This is a genomic window from Colwellia sp. NW0002-52-1, from assembly GCF_057550865.1.
Genome location: NZ_BAAJLU010000011.1, coordinates 91,696 through 105,757, shown reverse-complemented (window position 1 = coordinate 105,757; position 14,062 = coordinate 91,696). Strand labels below are relative to the sequence as shown.

At 36.6% G+C, this 14,062-nt stretch carries 16 protein-coding genes; 9 read left to right on the top strand and 7 right to left on the bottom strand.

Annotated elements, in window-relative coordinates; all coding sequences use genetic code 11:
- The first annotated feature begins 150 nt into the window (after window positions 1-150).
- On the top strand, window positions 151-567 hold the full coding sequence (locus AC27H3_RS12080) for a DUF3429 domain-containing protein (protein ID WP_487106530.1): 417 nt from the start codon (window positions 151-153) through the stop codon (window positions 565-567).
- A 49-nt stretch (window positions 568-616) separates the two neighbouring features.
- On the opposite strand, the gene AC27H3_RS12075 is transcribed toward AC27H3_RS12080, so the two are convergent.
- The 3 genes from AC27H3_RS12075 to AC27H3_RS12065 all read right to left on the bottom strand — a co-directional run bounded on the left by AC27H3_RS12075 (window position 617) and on the right by AC27H3_RS12065 (window position 2,059).
- Complete coding sequence (locus tag AC27H3_RS12075) at window positions 617-832, bottom strand: TIGR02450 family Trp-rich protein (RefSeq protein ID WP_487106528.1); 216 nt, start codon at window positions 830-832, stop codon at window positions 617-619.
- A complete protein-coding gene (locus AC27H3_RS12070) occupies window positions 829-1,092 on the bottom strand; it encodes a DUF3081 family protein (RefSeq protein ID WP_487106526.1) in 264 nt (87 codons plus the stop codon). Before AC27H3_RS12070 ends, AC27H3_RS12075 begins: the two co-directional genes overlap by 4 nt.
- Window positions 1,093-1,555: 463 nt before the next feature.
- Window positions 1,556-2,059, bottom strand: coding sequence for a lactoylglutathione lyase family protein (locus AC27H3_RS12065; protein WP_085306058.1), 504 nt, complete (start codon window positions 2,057-2,059; stop codon window positions 1,556-1,558).
- Between the two features lie 93 nt (window positions 2,060-2,152).
- Here AC27H3_RS12065 and AC27H3_RS12060 point away from each other — a divergent pair, with 93 nt between their 5' ends.
- From AC27H3_RS12060 to AC27H3_RS12040, 5 genes are all read left to right on the top strand, one after another.
- On the top strand, window positions 2,153-3,025 hold the full coding sequence (locus AC27H3_RS12060; RefSeq protein ID WP_487106524.1) for a LysR family transcriptional regulator: 873 nt from the start codon (window positions 2,153-2,155) through the stop codon (window positions 3,023-3,025).
- 292 nt (window positions 3,026-3,317) lie between these two features.
- Entirely contained in the window at window positions 3,318-4,199 is an 882-nt protein-coding gene (locus tag AC27H3_RS12055) for a kinase (RefSeq protein WP_487106580.1), read from the top strand.
- Window positions 4,196-5,047 (top strand): HAD-IIB family hydrolase, encoded by an 852-nt coding sequence (locus tag AC27H3_RS12050; protein WP_487106522.1) that lies wholly within the window; start codon window positions 4,196-4,198, stop codon window positions 5,045-5,047. Before AC27H3_RS12055 ends, AC27H3_RS12050 begins: the two co-directional genes overlap by 4 nt.
- A gap of 54 nt (window positions 5,048-5,101) precedes the next feature.
- On the top strand, window positions 5,102-6,328 hold the full coding sequence (locus AC27H3_RS12045; protein WP_487106520.1) for a glycosyltransferase family protein: 1,227 nt from the start codon (window positions 5,102-5,104) through the stop codon (window positions 6,326-6,328).
- A gap of 17 nt (window positions 6,329-6,345) precedes the next feature.
- Entirely contained in the window at window positions 6,346-8,097 is a 1,752-nt protein-coding gene (locus AC27H3_RS12040; protein ID WP_487106579.1) for a sugar phosphorylase, read from the top strand.
- A gap of 11 nt (window positions 8,098-8,108) precedes the next feature.
- On the opposite strand, the gene AC27H3_RS12035 is transcribed toward AC27H3_RS12040, so the two are convergent.
- Both AC27H3_RS12035 and AC27H3_RS12030 read right to left on the bottom strand, forming a co-directional pair.
- Complete coding sequence (locus AC27H3_RS12035; protein WP_487106518.1) at window positions 8,109-9,386, bottom strand: GGDEF domain-containing protein; 1,278 nt, start codon at window positions 9,384-9,386, stop codon at window positions 8,109-8,111.
- A 13-nt stretch (window positions 9,387-9,399) separates the two neighbouring features.
- Window positions 9,400-10,401: an ABC transporter substrate-binding protein gene (locus AC27H3_RS12030; RefSeq protein WP_487106517.1), complete on the bottom strand. Its 1,002-nt coding sequence runs from the start codon at window positions 10,399-10,401 to the stop codon at window positions 9,400-9,402.
- Window positions 10,402-10,726: 325 nt separating this feature from the next.
- Here AC27H3_RS12030 and AC27H3_RS12025 point away from each other — a divergent pair, with 325 nt between their 5' ends.
- The 3 genes from AC27H3_RS12025 to AC27H3_RS12015 are packed head-to-tail and all read left to right on the top strand — an operon-like array spanning window position 10,727 to window position 12,550.
- Window positions 10,727-11,377 carry a flavin reductase family protein gene (locus AC27H3_RS12025; protein WP_487106515.1) on the top strand — a complete coding sequence of 217 codons (651 nt, stop codon included), beginning with the start codon at window positions 10,727-10,729 and terminating at the stop codon, window positions 11,375-11,377.
- 38 nt (window positions 11,378-11,415) lie between these two features.
- The gene (locus AC27H3_RS12020) at window positions 11,416-11,841 is read left to right on the top strand and encodes a thiol-disulfide oxidoreductase DCC family protein (RefSeq protein ID WP_085306052.1); all 426 of its coding nucleotides are present in this window, start codon (window positions 11,416-11,418) and stop codon (window positions 11,839-11,841) included.
- Complete coding sequence (locus AC27H3_RS12015) at window positions 11,804-12,550, top strand: SDR family NAD(P)-dependent oxidoreductase (protein ID WP_487106513.1); 747 nt, start codon at window positions 11,804-11,806, stop codon at window positions 12,548-12,550. Before AC27H3_RS12020 ends, AC27H3_RS12015 begins: the two co-directional genes overlap by 38 nt.
- A gap of 71 nt (window positions 12,551-12,621) precedes the next feature.
- Here the strand turns inward: AC27H3_RS12015 and AC27H3_RS12010 are convergent, their stop codons facing one another.
- Window positions 12,622-13,161, bottom strand: a complete 540-nt coding sequence (locus AC27H3_RS12010; protein WP_487106512.1) for a CIA30 family protein — start codon at window positions 13,159-13,161, stop codon at window positions 12,622-12,624.
- Between the two features lie 150 nt (window positions 13,162-13,311).
- Window positions 13,312-13,929 (bottom strand): HAD family hydrolase, encoded by a 618-nt coding sequence (locus AC27H3_RS12005; protein ID WP_487106510.1) that lies wholly within the window; start codon window positions 13,927-13,929, stop codon window positions 13,312-13,314.
- Window positions 13,930-14,062 lie beyond the last annotated feature (133 nt).

Genomic DNA, 14,062 nt, shown 5'->3' with positions numbered 1-14,062 from the left:
ACAACCTTGCTCACCATTTTTACTGTTGTTTTAATTTATACGTATTGAAATGAAAATAAGATTAGTTTGGTCTACTTCTTTGTGATCTAAGTATTGGAGCTTTACGTATGTAGACACTTGGAAATGAATTTAAACTGATAAGAGCTCATAATGCGAATAAAAAACTACTTAGGCTATTTGGGTTTGGCCCCCTTTATACTGATATTCGCTTTTGGTGCATACATTGAAGAGCTTTTAAACATATCTGCTGTTAAAGTATTTATATTTTACAGTGCCATTATATTAAGCTTTATTGCTGGAACCTTATGGCGAAAGCTCAATAGTAAAGAAAGCATTAAACTGCACATTTTAAGTAACATATTCAGTTTATTTGCGTTTCTAACTTTACTTTTGCCTAACTATATTGCGCTTGTAGCCTTAGCAAAAATCTATCTTTTATCCTTGTTGTGTGAATATCATTTTGATCAAGCAGATCCAGAGAATTATGACTACTTAAAATTACGAATGCACCTTACTGCCTTGGTCGTTGCCATGCACATAATCGCCTTCGTAATGTGGTGTATTTAGTTGCAGCTCAGGTAAAAAATTATATGTTAGTGTGCTTAAAATAGAAAGTTTACTGCCAACCAAAGCGCCAAAATCTAGGATCTTTTAAATCACGCCAATTAATAGCATATTCATTACCATTAATAACCGCGGTAATTAAACATTCAACAACATTTTTTTGTTCGTCAAACTCTACTTTTGTAATAACAAAGTGCTTCTCTTTTTTTTCCACATGCCGCTTAGACCATTTACTATTGATTAATACTTTCGGGTTAACTCTGTTCATGCTGCTGACACTAATAATTTATTTATCTTAGCCAAGAACAAATCCATGGTTTCTTGTTCTGTAAAGTCAAAGGTATAACGACCATGAAACAAAAGCGTTAAGGTTAAATCTTTATAGCCTAAAAAGCAGGTATAGCCGTCAAAGTCATGCCAAGCTTTAATACCTTCAAATTCATAGTTACCTTCTATTTTATTTCCATGAGTCGTTACTATATTAAACACCTGTAGTAAGTCGCTCAAAGCAACGTTATTGTTTTTCATTAGCATAGTATCCCTATAGTCCACCTACATAGCGCAAGTAAAGGTAGTTTAATCGCGAGTTGCATCTTAAGCCCGCCTTATTCAAACATGGCAAAAAAGTGTGACACTTTAAATTAGTTGCTGCGTTAGCCATTTTACCTTCATTTTGATAAATGGCGGTTAAGCTTTAAACTATTTTCATTTCAATCAATAGCATAACAACTACACCATAATTATTAAGTATATACGACCCAATAAACAATAAAGTTCAATACTGGTGACTTAATATAGCGAATGTTGAGTAGTAGCACTCAGTATAGAAGGTAGATGCTTTCTAATAGAGAAGGTCATGATATAAACCACATAGCTTATTATTAACTAACCTGAACGCTGTTATTTATATGTATTAGATAAAAATGACTTAGGCGATTAACCATTAAAGTAAGCATCCTAAATCATTTATCGTGAGCTTTTATTTGGCTAGTTATTGATAAGCCCCCTGTGAATAAGTTAACTCATAACTGTGACTATAGATTTCAAGAATATTGCCAAAAGGGTCTTCCATATAAATCATCCGATAAGGCTTCTCTCCTGGGTAATAGTAACGAGGCTCTGCCATACGTTTTTTACCGCCCGCGGCAACAATTTTCTCTACTAACTCTTCAAGGTTTGGATCTTGCACACAAAAGTGAAACACACCTGTTTTCCAGTACTCAAAGTTATTCTCTGGATTTTGTTGATTTTTAAACTCAAATAACTCAACACCAATGCGATCACCTGTCGACATATGCGCAATTTTAAATTTATCCCAATTGGCACCAAAAACATCAGTGCACATAACACCTATAGCACTATCGTCTTCAATAACTTCGGTAGGCTCCATAATTAAATACCAACCTAAAACTTCAGTGTAAAACTTAACCGCCTTTTCTACGCTCGGTACTGAAATACCTATGTGTGAAAAGGTTCTTGGATATACTTTATTCATGCGAATTGCCTCTTTAATTTGATAGACAAAGTATAGAGAACAATATAAATTACTAAAAATTATCATTAATAATAATTATGATTACATTTCGTTATGATAAGTCTTATTTGGTTAAAAACATTTTGTACCTTGGTTGAAGTGGGTCACTTCACTAAAACGGCTGAATTACTTTATATGACGCAATCTGGCGTAAGCCAACAAGTAAAGAAATTAGAGCAGCAATTGGGTACAGCTTTATTAATTCGTGAAGGTAAGTCTTTTTCTCTCACCGATGCCGGCATTAAATTAAACCAACAAGGCCAAAATTTATTACAACGCTCAGCCGAGCTTGAAAAGGCAATAAAATATGATGACCAATATACAGGAACAGTAAGTATTGCTTCACCTGGCAGCATTGGCTTAACGTTATACCCTTACATGCTCGATATTCAGCAACAACACGCTACATTATCTATAGACTATAAATTTGCACCAAATAAAAATATAGCGCAGGACTTAGTTGAACGTAAAATTGATATTGGCTTGGTTACTGAGCTGAGTAAAGCGGAGAATATTGTTAGCCAAAAAGTAACTGATGAACCTTTAGTATTAGTTACGTCACATGATATTAGTCGTATAAGTTGGGAAAAACTGACTAAAATTGGTTTTATAAACCACCCTGATGGTCAACATCATGCTCAGCTTTTACTGAGTAAAAACTTCCCTCAATTTGAACATATTAGTCAACTCGAACATCGGGGTTTTTCTAATCAAATTAGCTTGATCTTAGAGCCCGTTAGCCGAGGTATTGGCTTTACAGTATTACCTTTAAATGCGGTAAATGCTTTTGGTAACCCTCAAGCACTAAAGGTGCACGCATTAGAAAACTCAGTAAATGAAACCTTATATTTATGTCAAAACCGACATACATTAGAAAATAATCGCAGCAAGTTTATTAAAAGTAAGATCATCGATTTTATTATTTGAATGCAAAATTTAAATAAAAGCAATTTCAATGCGATTACTGAAGTAGTTTTTATAAACTACTGGCGAAACATCAGCCAACAGCGCTCACTCTTCCACAAAAAATTAGTTGCACCAAAATAGAGCAACTAGCTTCATTGGTGCAGTTGAACGAGTACCACCCTTTCCTTAAAAAACAAAAAATCAAAAAATACATCTTAGTTTACAGCGTATTACCTGCAAACGTTATTAACTAGATATACTGGCATAAGAGTTGAAAGTATTAAGATATAAATAATGAGCCACAGTGAAAATTATGCTTTCTACTTTTATTAAACAACATAAATTACCTGAAAAATTTAGACTAACTGCGAAAGATTATTACCAACCTCTCGCAGAGCGAATTTTCAACCAATTTAGCAAAAGTAGTCATGCCTACTTTGTCGGCATTAATGGCTGTCAAGGTAGCGGAAAGTCAACCCTCACCGATTATATCGCAGAATATTTAACAAAAACCCATAACTTGAATATCGTGGTAATGTCGCTAGACGACTTTTATTATACTGGCGAAAAGCGTCAGGCTTTAGCACGAGATATTCACCCATTACTCGCTACACGAGGCGTTCCCGGCACCCATGACATAGCTATGCTAGAAAGTACGCTAGTAAAACTAAAGGCGCAAGAAGTTGGCTTTACTATCCCCAGATTTAATAAAGCTACTGATGAACCGTATCCTCAGGAACAATGGCAAGTTATTGAAAAACCGATAGACATTATATTGTTGGAAGGCTGGTGTTGGGGTGTAAAGCCGCAAACAGCAGAACAACTCAGTTCACCGGTAAATGAACTAGAACTTAAACACGACAGTAACGGAGACTGGCGTAATTATGTTAACCAACAACTACAACAACACTACCAACCTCTATATAGAACAATGGATTTTTGGCTAGCACTGCAAGCGCCTTCATTTGACTGTGTCTACAAATGGCGTTTAGAGCAAGAAGAAAAATTAAAGGCTAAAAATCAGGGCTTGTCTAACTCTAAAATAATGAAGTCAGCTGGTATTTTAAATTTCACACAATATTTTCAAAGGCTTAGTGTACAAGCCTGCAATACGATTTCTCAATCTGCTGATGCAATATTTTATTTAGATTACGCTAGAAACATTTCAGATATGCCAGTGACGGATGATGCATGAATAGTAAAAAACCAATTATATTCAGCGACTTAGATGGAACTCTGCTTGACCATTATAGTTATAAGTCAACTGCGGCTGATGCAACATTGCTACAGCTGCAGCAAGCAAAAATACCGGTAATATTAAATACCAGTAAAACATTGGCCGAGCTTGAAGTTATAAAAACAGAACTTAAACTTGATACCCCCTTTATTATCGAAAATGGCGCTGCGGTATATATTCCCAAAAACACCTTCGATATCCAGCCTAAAGATACTGAAAGTGTCGGTGATTATTGGGTAAAGTCATTCTGTTTACCTAGCAAACATTGGTTAGATTTACTTACTGAACATAGCCACGACTTTAAGCAGTATTACCGTGGGTTTTCATCGTTCTCGGTGGAAGAATTGAGCCAAATAACCGGGCTAGATTTAGCGCAAGCTGCACGAGCAAAACAGCGTCAGTATGGTGAGCCTATTCAGTGGTTAGGCGACGATGGAACTAAAAAATCCTTCATCTTACATTTAGTGGAATTAGGTGCAAATGTAGTACATGGCGGCAGATTTATTCATGTGGGAGGTTTCTGTGACAAAGGCCAAGCGCTGATTTGGTTAACCGAGCAATATCGAGAGCATTATAACAATTTTTCAGTATACACCCTGGCTTTAGGTGACGGTGAAAATGACACCCCCATGTTAGATGCTGCAGATATTGCCGTGCAAATTCGCTCCCCAGTGCATGACTTCCCAACATTGTATCGTAAGTATCGAACTAGCCAAACACAGCTATATGGCCCAGAAGGCTGGGCAGAATCGATACAACATCTGCTCGCTGAGCAAATAAATGCAATACCCCAAAAAGTAAAATAATGCAGAACGTAACCGCTAAATCAAATTCACTCGCAATTAAATCAAAGGAATAACATGGCTGACTTTTATCAAAATGGAACCGTAACCACGTTACATAACCTAGCTCAGCGCGATCCAGAAAATATGGCAGCTGAGTTATTAGAATTCTCAAAAACGCGCTCTTTAGGACTTATTCTTCCTTCTTTATTCTCTGAATTAGAAGGAAAAGCCTTACCAGATATTATAGGTAAAATAAAAGACGTAAAATACTTATCTGAAATAGTTATAGGCTTAGATCGTGCCGATTTAGCCCAATATAAACATGCCCTATCGTTTTTTGGACAATTACCTCAGCATCACAGAGTATTGTGGAACGATGGTCCAAGACTACAGGCAATTGATAAAAAATTGCAAAAATTGGGGCTAGCACCAAAAGAACTCGGTAAAGGTCGTAATGTTTGGTATTGCATGGGCTATATTCTAGCGTCTGGTAAAGCGGAATCAATTGCGCTGCATGACTGCGATATTTTAACTTATGAAAAAGAGCTGCTCGATCGACTACTTTACCCAGTCGCTAATCCGTTATTTAATTATGAATTTTCGAAAGGATTTTATGCCCGAGTAGCCGGAGGAAAGATTAATGGTCGAGTTTCACGATTACTTGTGACGCCACTGATAAAAGCCTTAAAGAAAACCGTTGGCCATTGTGACTATCTCGAATATATGGACAGTTTTTTATACCCACTAGCGGGCGAGTTTTCATTCCGCCGAGATGTGCTCAGTGATATTCGCATTCCAAGTGACTGGGGATTAGAGATAGGCGTGTTGTCTGAAATGTATCGTAACTATTCTCCAAACCGCTTATGCCAAGTAGATATAGCCGCAACGTATGATCATAAGCATCAGGATTTATCATTAGATAACACCGCAGGTGGCTTATCTAAAATGTCTATTGATATCAGTAAAGCGTTTATTCGTAAGCTTGCTACACAAGGCGAAACTTTTAGTGCTGAAAAATTCAGAACGTTAAAAGCAACCTATTACCGTATCGCTCTCGATTATGTTGAAACCTATCGAAACGATGCAATGATGAACGGCCTTGAACTTGATATTCACAATGAAGAAAAAGCGGTAGAAATGTTTGCTGAAAATATTTTAACTGCAGGTAATACTTTTTTAGAAAACCCAATGGAAACACCTTTCATACCGTCTTGGAACCGAGTCGTAAGTGCAATTCCTGATATATTATCGCAACTAAAAACCGCTGTAGAATTAGATAACCAAGAGTTTAATCAATCATAAGGAGGCCGACTATGACTATGCTAGCGCAGAGCGAACCGTTAAAACACAAATTAACCCAACAGCTTTCGACGATTTATCAAGGGATAACCCTAAAGCAGTCTATTGATGATATTGCAGATGCGCTCATAGACATAATGCGGTTAACGTGCGATACCGAAGCCCCAACGCCTTTTACCAACCATTGGTCAGAGACCGACATAATATTAATCACTTATGGTGACAGTATTATAAAAACAGACCAAGCACCTCTAAAAACATTGAAAAAATTTTTAGACAGTCATGTAAAAGACACTATTAACAGTGTACATATTCTGCCCTTTTTTCCTTATAGTTCAGATGATGGTTTTTCGGTTATTGATTACTCTTCTGTTAATGAATCTTTAGGCTCTTGGCAAGAAATCACCAGAATAAGTCAAGATTATCAATTAATGTCAGACTTAGTTATTAATCATTGCTCAAGCCGCAGTGCCTGGTTCGATAACTTTATAAAAGGTGAAGGACCAGGGCATGACTTTTTCTTTACTGCGCAATTAGATGACGACTTATCTAATGTCGTTCGACCACGAACATCCCCCTTACTAAAAGAGGTAATGACCGGCCAAGGACAAAAATTTGTTTGGTGTACATTTAGCCATGACCAAGTTGACTTTGACTTTCGAAATCCCGAGGTACTAAAAGCCTTTACCTCAATCATTCGACAATATCTTGATAGTGGCGTTAAAATATTTAGATTTGACGCGATTGCTTTTCTTTGGAAAATTGTCGGCCGCGATTGTATCAACTTACCCCAAACGCACGAGATGGTTAGACTATTACGCACGTTGATTGAGTCTGCCGACTCGCAAGCCATAATTATTACTGAAACCAATATCCCTAACACTCAAAACCTGACCTATTTTGGTAACGCTAATGAAGCCCATGGCATCTATAACTTCTCGCTGCCTCCGCTCTTAATCAACACTTTACTTACCGGTAATTGCACCCATTTAAAGCGTTGGCTGATGAGCATGCCACCTTCACAAAACGGCACCATGTACTTCAATTTTATTGCTTCACATGACGGCATTGGCTTACGCCCTGCAGAAGGTTTGTTAAATGACACTGAGCTAGATAATTTAGTGCAAACTATCGAAAGTTTTGGCGGTAAAATATCGTGGCGAACATCAGACCAAGGCGAACAAAAACCGTATGAAATGAACATAGCCCTTTATGATGCGCTACAAGGTACGGTAAAAGGTAAAGACGAGTGGAATTTTGAACGTTTTATTTGTGCTCATGCCATTATGTTTGCACTTGAAGGTGTACCTGGGATTTATATTCATAGCATGTTAGGTACGCAAAACGATTATAATAAGCTTGCCAACACCCACAATAATCGCTCAATAAATCGACATCGCTGGGATGAAAGTGAACTAGAAGCCGCTTTAGCAAATACTAACTTGCATCATGGCAAAGTGCTTTCCACTTTAAAGTCTTTGTTAAACACACGTATTAAACAACCAGCTTTTCACCCTAATGCAACCCAATTTACCTTGCACTTAGGTGTAAAACTGTTTGGCTTTTGGCGACAAAGTCAAAATAGAAAACAAAGCGTGTTTTGTGTGACAAATATTTCGGACAAACCTGCCTCACTACCATTAAGTGAACTCAATTTAATTATTACAGAGGCATGGGTAGAATTAATCAGAGGCGAAGAAATAACCGCTTTAACTCAAGAAGTTATGTTAGCACCATATCAAACAGTCTGGATCTCTAACCACAGAGCTTAACTTGTTGTTGATTATGATGTGCTTTTAAACACTTCAATTCTATTTCGACCACTTTCCTTGGCTCGATACATAGCGATGTCGGCATCTTTTATTACCGCTTCAAAATTAGTGTGGCTGTCGCTAACGGTACAAATGCCTAAACTTAGGGTTACTGTTATTTCGTTACCTTCAAAACTAGGGCAATTACTTGCTAAAGATTTTTGAATACGTTCAGCCGTTTTCACTGCACCTGCTAATTCACTTTCAGGTAAAAGTATAATGAACTCTTCGCCACCATAGCGGGCAAAAAAATCAATATTACGAATTTCTGTGCTGCATATATTACAAATATGTTTGAGCACTTCATCACCAAATGCATGACCATATTGATCATTAACATCTTTAAATAAGTCACAATCTAGCAATATAACGGTGAACTTATTATGGCTTCTTTGTACCCGAGCAAATTCAGCATTACCGCGTTCAAATAAGGCACGTCGATTAGCAACGTTCGTTAACGGGTCGGTGTTAGATAACTTTTCTAACACTTCTGTTCTTTCTGCAACAATTTTAGTCATTGACTCTAAAGATACCGTTGTTTCACTCAACTCGGTATTCATGTCATTAAATGCACTAGCAATATTTTCAAATTCTTCTGATGTGTTAGACAGTTCTATTTTTTGAAAATTACCACAACTAGTTTTTACAAAAGCTGATTTAACTTCTTGAAGTGACGTTCTAAAAATTCGCACTAATTTAAAAGCACCATAAACCAAAGTAAATAAACTCAAGAGCAACACCGATAATATCCATGTAACTTGTCGTTTTATGACAGAATTAATATCAACCTGCACTATATTGAATAAGTGTTTAGAATCAGCTCTTATTGCCTCTAACTGATTAATTAATCGCGCTTTTAAGTGTTGTTTAATTTTATTATCTGCATTTAATAACTTATTTTTATTAATGGCGTTGAATAAACGAAGTACATTTTTATTCTGACTTTCGATACTATTTTGAATGGTCTGTTGTTGAGCTGTTAAATTTGGCGTTTTTAAGAGCAATTCACTAAATTCACGATCTAAAGCCAACCAACTATCGGTATTAAAGTCGCTTGCATAAATGTTCTCTATACTTATAAATTGCTTCAAAATGTTAGCATGGTTTTCTACTTTATTGGCGTACCTTTCTCGCTCCAATGCAACATTTACAACCTGAATTGACCATAAAATACTGATCGCAAGCGCGAGAAAAAATATGCAACTACTAAAGGTAAATACGTAAATTTGTTTTTGTAGGCTCAACTTCATAGTAAATCCTTATTTACATCGATAGGTTTACTGACCCAGGACTAACCATAGTAAGCGCTCTGCTATCAAAAATACGTTCGGTATTATGAACATGTTCAAACTCTTCAGATTGTGACTCCATTGCCCAAATAGCTTGAGATTTAATGTTTAACATTAAAGAATGATTTAGCCCGAGCTTAAAAATATAATCAGACCATACCCAGGCAATAAACTCAGGTTCTACATTTAATTCTGCTATGACTATTTTTTTCGCTGCTTCGGGATTAGACACGATATAATCAATTGCGATACGTAAACCTTCGATAACACACTTAGCTTTTTTTAGTAGTTTTTTATCTGCGGTTTGAGAAATTAAGTTAAAGCTTAGCGTACTTAAACTTTTAGTGTCGTGAATTTTTATTTCTTCACTGAGTAATTGTAACGCTTGAAAGCCAAAAGGTTCCCACGGAAGAATGGCGTCAACTTCCTGCTGACTAAAACCTGCCAACAGATTTTCAGGCTTATAGTGATGTAATTCAACATCACTCATACTTAGCCCCTCAATAGCAAGTAATGTACTCAAAATATATTCGCTAGACGTGCCTTTAGTAACTCCTATCCGTTTACCTTTGAGATCACTCATTAAGTCAATATTATCAGTTGTGCGAGTAATTAATTTCACATCGTTATCTGATTGAACAAACATGGCATGTGTTACAAATTCTTGCGAGTTTAAGCTTTGAAATGCAATCACAGAGTCAGAGCTTGTACCAAAATCAACTTTACCGCTCATCACTTTTTCAAATGCTGCTTGCCCACCAACAACTTCATCAACTTCGACACTTGCACAGGTATTTTCAAAAGCATTTATAGCGTTAGCAACATAAAAAGGCGCAGACAATGGCGTTTTAGAAACGGCGATAGTGATGGGATGCTTTTCTTGGGCTGTAAAATTTGCAACGTAGAAGTAGCAAATTGCAACACCCATGATTACGAACACCAATATAAAAGGCGCTAATCGTTTTTTTTCATGCAAAGCGTAAATCTCCTTTTTATCTATGCATTATTTATACTTATTATATGCATATTTAATGATATATCCTATTAATTAAGCATCGTTTTAGATTAATTACAGTACTGCAACCATTAAATAATAATACTAGCAGGTAACGCTAGGTCTGCTTTTAAATTTTTATGAAAATTAAACAATATTGAAAAAATATAAAAATACATGAGAATATTTCTTAATAAAGGACTGTTCTAAGTACTTATTGCGAGTAGCTGCACTTCATATTTGGTGATCCTAAGCATTGCCAATTTCGTATATAAATTTAAAGTACTGTGGAATAAATATGACTTAAATGAAAAATATAACTAAAGCGCAATTAAACGCGATGGAGCCTCGATATAGAGCTCAAATGATTAACAGTTTATCGGGTTTTAAAAGTGCCAACCTTATTGGTACCACTAACCAGAACCAAACACATAATTTAGCTATTTTTAGTTCTGTATTTCACCTTGGTGCATCACCTGCCTTGGTCGGCTTTATTTCACGTCCAGACAGTGTTGATCGACATACCTTGAAAAACATCAAACAAACACAACAATATACCATCAATCAAGTAGCTGAAGGGTTTTGGCAAGCAGCCCATCAAACCTCAGCCCGTTATAAAGAAGAGCAATGCGAATTTAAACAAACGGGGCTAACAGCACAGTCAATAGCGGGTATAGAAGCACCTTTTGTTGAAGAGAGCCAACTTAAGTATGCACTAACGTTAAAGTCTATAATACCAATTGAGCTGAATAACACAGTGCTTGTTATTGGTGAAATTACTCATATTTTATGCCAAGAAGCCGCAATTAAAAACGATGGTTACATCGACATCGAATCATTAAACACGGTTATGGTTTCGGGCCTCGACAGCTATCACACTAGCCAAAGGCTTTCACGTTTGAGTTACGCTAAACCTGAGACTTTACCTAAGTGTATTACTATTAATGGCGAAGCATAAGATAACTGCAAATATATGTTATTTGGTGAGATAAATTAATGTTAACGATTTTCTATGATGGTAATTGCCCATTATGTGCAACTGAAATGGCACATCTTAAAAAACATGATGCAAAAAACAAGATTCAGTTAGTCAATATACATGAAGATGACTTTTCAACACGTTACCCCAGCGTTTGTTTTGATGAAGCAATGAAAATATTGCATGGGCATTACAATGCTCAGCTATTACTTGGTCTAGAAGTAACTCATAGAGCCTGGACACTGGTAGGTAAAGGCTTTTGGGTCGCTCCTTTAAATTGGCCTATTATTAAAACAATAAGTCATTGGATATATCTAGGCTTAGCGAAATATCGACACCAAATTTCAGCATTACTCGCTAAAATATTTAACATCAAAACTACCCATTGTACTTCAGGAGCATGTTATGAGAACCGAGCAAACCTTGATAATAGGCGCAAGTAGCGACATAGGTAAAGCTATTGCTAAGCAAATCATCGCTGAAGATAGCGCCAATTTAATATTGATTAGCCGTAATTTCGCTGATGATGATCAACCAGAGTATAAAGCTAATTCATCAAATGTTACCAAAATTAAACTCAAAGATTATCAGCCACAGTCTATTGACCAAGCTATATCGCAACTATCACAAGACAACCAAGCGCCAATCACCCAGGTATTTGTTTGTAACGGTGTATTACATAACAGCACCATAACCCCAGAAAAACGTTTAGAGGACTTTAATGCAGAATCTTTTATTGACGTTATCAGCTCAAACACTTTAACGCCAATGCTGTGGATACAAAAGTTAACCCCGGTATTAACAGGGAAATCTCCCTGCACATTTGTACTGTTTAGTGCCAGAGTTGGCAGTATCAGTGATAATCGTTTAGGCGGTTGGTATAGCTATAGGGCATCAAAATCAGCATTAAATATGATGGTGAAAACCGCAGCAATAGAGCTAGCTCGACGAGCCAAAAACATTAAGTTAATTGCTTTTCATCCGGGAACAACGGATACACCATTATCAAAACCCTTTCAAAAAAATGTGCCTGAAAGTAAGCTTTTTAGTGCAGAGTTCGTCGCGAAGCAGTTATTAGAAATCGTTGAAAAAACGCCACATGATCAAATGGCAAGTTACCTTGATTGGCAAGGCGAAAAGATTAACTGGTAACTAACATCTCACACGTTATAACCATGACTTATGGGTATATTTGAATCGTTCTTCGATTAATTAACAGGTCTTTACTCGAAATCTACACTTTTTATCGCTAATGAAAATGGGCCAGACACTTTTCTCTTAACTAAAAAGCCTATTTCAATAATATTTTCAGATAGCAGAATAGGTGCTTTAGCTATATTTCGTCCACGAAAAGTAGCTTGAAAGTCAGTCAATAAAAAACTTAATTGTGCTAGATGATCGGAAATCGTAGTGAAATTATGTTTATAAGCTAAGCGATAACCATCAACATTTACGCTCAACCTTAATTGATAAGTAAGCCCATCGCCCTTCACCTTAATGCATACCCTGCTAAGTGCTTTTTCTAACGGACTAATCGAACGATAAACCGAACTAAATCCACCATTATTTTCCAAGGAAATATTACCGCTGAAAAGTGCGTAATTCTTCTGTAAGATAAAATTACCTGCCGACTTACCTCCCATAACGCTATCGTTAGTAATACGCCAATGGCCGATATCTTCTGTCTCGCCCATAGACGTTAAAGCAGGATGCCTGGAGGCGGAAGCGAGTTCAGTGCTGTGTGGATCGGAAAAATCAATCAACTGCTTTGCCCTATTTCGTCAGTAATAAAGAAGGTGTATTTAAATGGTTGCTGAGTAACTGCTGACACTGAAATAACTAAAATCAAGGTATCATAAACTCAAAGCAAAACTTGAGTACACCTTTAAACAATAAACTTTTTTAGACAATGCTTATTTAGCAATACCTACAGTTTCACGAGCAAAAATTTGAGCAATAGTTTCGCTTAACTGAGTCAGTTCATTTACCACAATAGTCGCCATACTGGCATAATCAACTTCAGCGCCATGGGTAACTAAACAAGACATAGTATTAGCATTTTTAGCTGCTTGCAGGTCATAAAGATAATCACCCACATATAATATATTTTCAGCAGGAAAATTCCACAGTTTCGCAACATGCAATAAAGCATCTGGTGCGGGTTTAGCTTTGTGATCAGCCCGGGTAAAAACCTGTTCAATAGCAATATTGTTATGCTTAACCTTTATTAATGCGGCTTCACGACAATTGCGGGTAACAATGGCACAAGGAATATTTAAGCCAGACAATAGTGCCAATAGTTGATCTGTTCCAAGTAGCTTCTCGGTATTTCTCGCATCATTAATTTCAAACTCAACTAATAGTTCATTCGCTTGTATTTTCTGGCTTTCTGGTAAACTTTCTACAAAATCGAGTAGGTCTATATTTTTCTCACACCCTAAGGCGTCACGAATATCGTCGAAATTTAACGCTGAAGAAACTAACGTATTATCTAAGTCAAAAATCACACCCGATAGTTTATGTGGTAACAATATTTCTCTCTCATAATTAATCGATTTAAGCACTCGCAATAGTACTTATAAAATAAAACCTAAGCATGGTCTTTATTACGCGATATATACGTAAAAAGATCATATAACATGGCCGCTAGTTTATATTCCGCTG

Bases quoted from the DNA above. Each gene is read 5' to 3' on its own strand.
- AC27H3_RS12080 (WP_487106530.1), top strand. From the start codon at position 151: ATGCGAATAAAAAACTACTTAGGCTATTTGGGTTTGGCCCCCTTTATA.
- AC27H3_RS12075 (WP_487106528.1), bottom strand. From the start codon at position 832: ATGAACAGAGTTAACCCGAAAGTATTAATCAATAGTAAATGGTCTAAG.
- AC27H3_RS12070 (WP_487106526.1), bottom strand. From the start codon at position 1,092: ATGAAAAACAATAACGTTGCTTTGAGCGACTTACTACAGGTGTTTAAT.
- AC27H3_RS12065 (WP_085306058.1), bottom strand. From the start codon at position 2,059: ATGAATAAAGTATATCCAAGAACCTTTTCACACATAGGTATTTCAGTA.
- AC27H3_RS12060 (WP_487106524.1), top strand. From the start codon at position 2,153: ATGATAAGTCTTATTTGGTTAAAAACATTTTGTACCTTGGTTGAAGTG.
- AC27H3_RS12055 (WP_487106580.1), top strand. From the start codon at position 3,318: ATGCTTTCTACTTTTATTAAACAACATAAATTACCTGAAAAATTTAGA.
- AC27H3_RS12050 (WP_487106522.1), top strand. From the start codon at position 4,196: ATGAATAGTAAAAAACCAATTATATTCAGCGACTTAGATGGAACTCTG.
- AC27H3_RS12045 (WP_487106520.1), top strand. From the start codon at position 5,102: ATGGCTGACTTTTATCAAAATGGAACCGTAACCACGTTACATAACCTA.
- AC27H3_RS12040 (WP_487106579.1), top strand. From the start codon at position 6,346: ATGCTAGCGCAGAGCGAACCGTTAAAACACAAATTAACCCAACAGCTT.
- AC27H3_RS12035 (WP_487106518.1), bottom strand. From the start codon at position 9,386: ATGAAGTTGAGCCTACAAAAACAAATTTACGTATTTACCTTTAGTAGT.
- AC27H3_RS12025 (WP_487106515.1), top strand. From the start codon at position 10,727: ATGAAAAATATAACTAAAGCGCAATTAAACGCGATGGAGCCTCGATAT.
- AC27H3_RS12020 (WP_085306052.1), top strand. From the start codon at position 11,416: ATGTTAACGATTTTCTATGATGGTAATTGCCCATTATGTGCAACTGAA.
- AC27H3_RS12015 (WP_487106513.1), top strand. From the start codon at position 11,804: ATGAGAACCGAGCAAACCTTGATAATAGGCGCAAGTAGCGACATAGGT.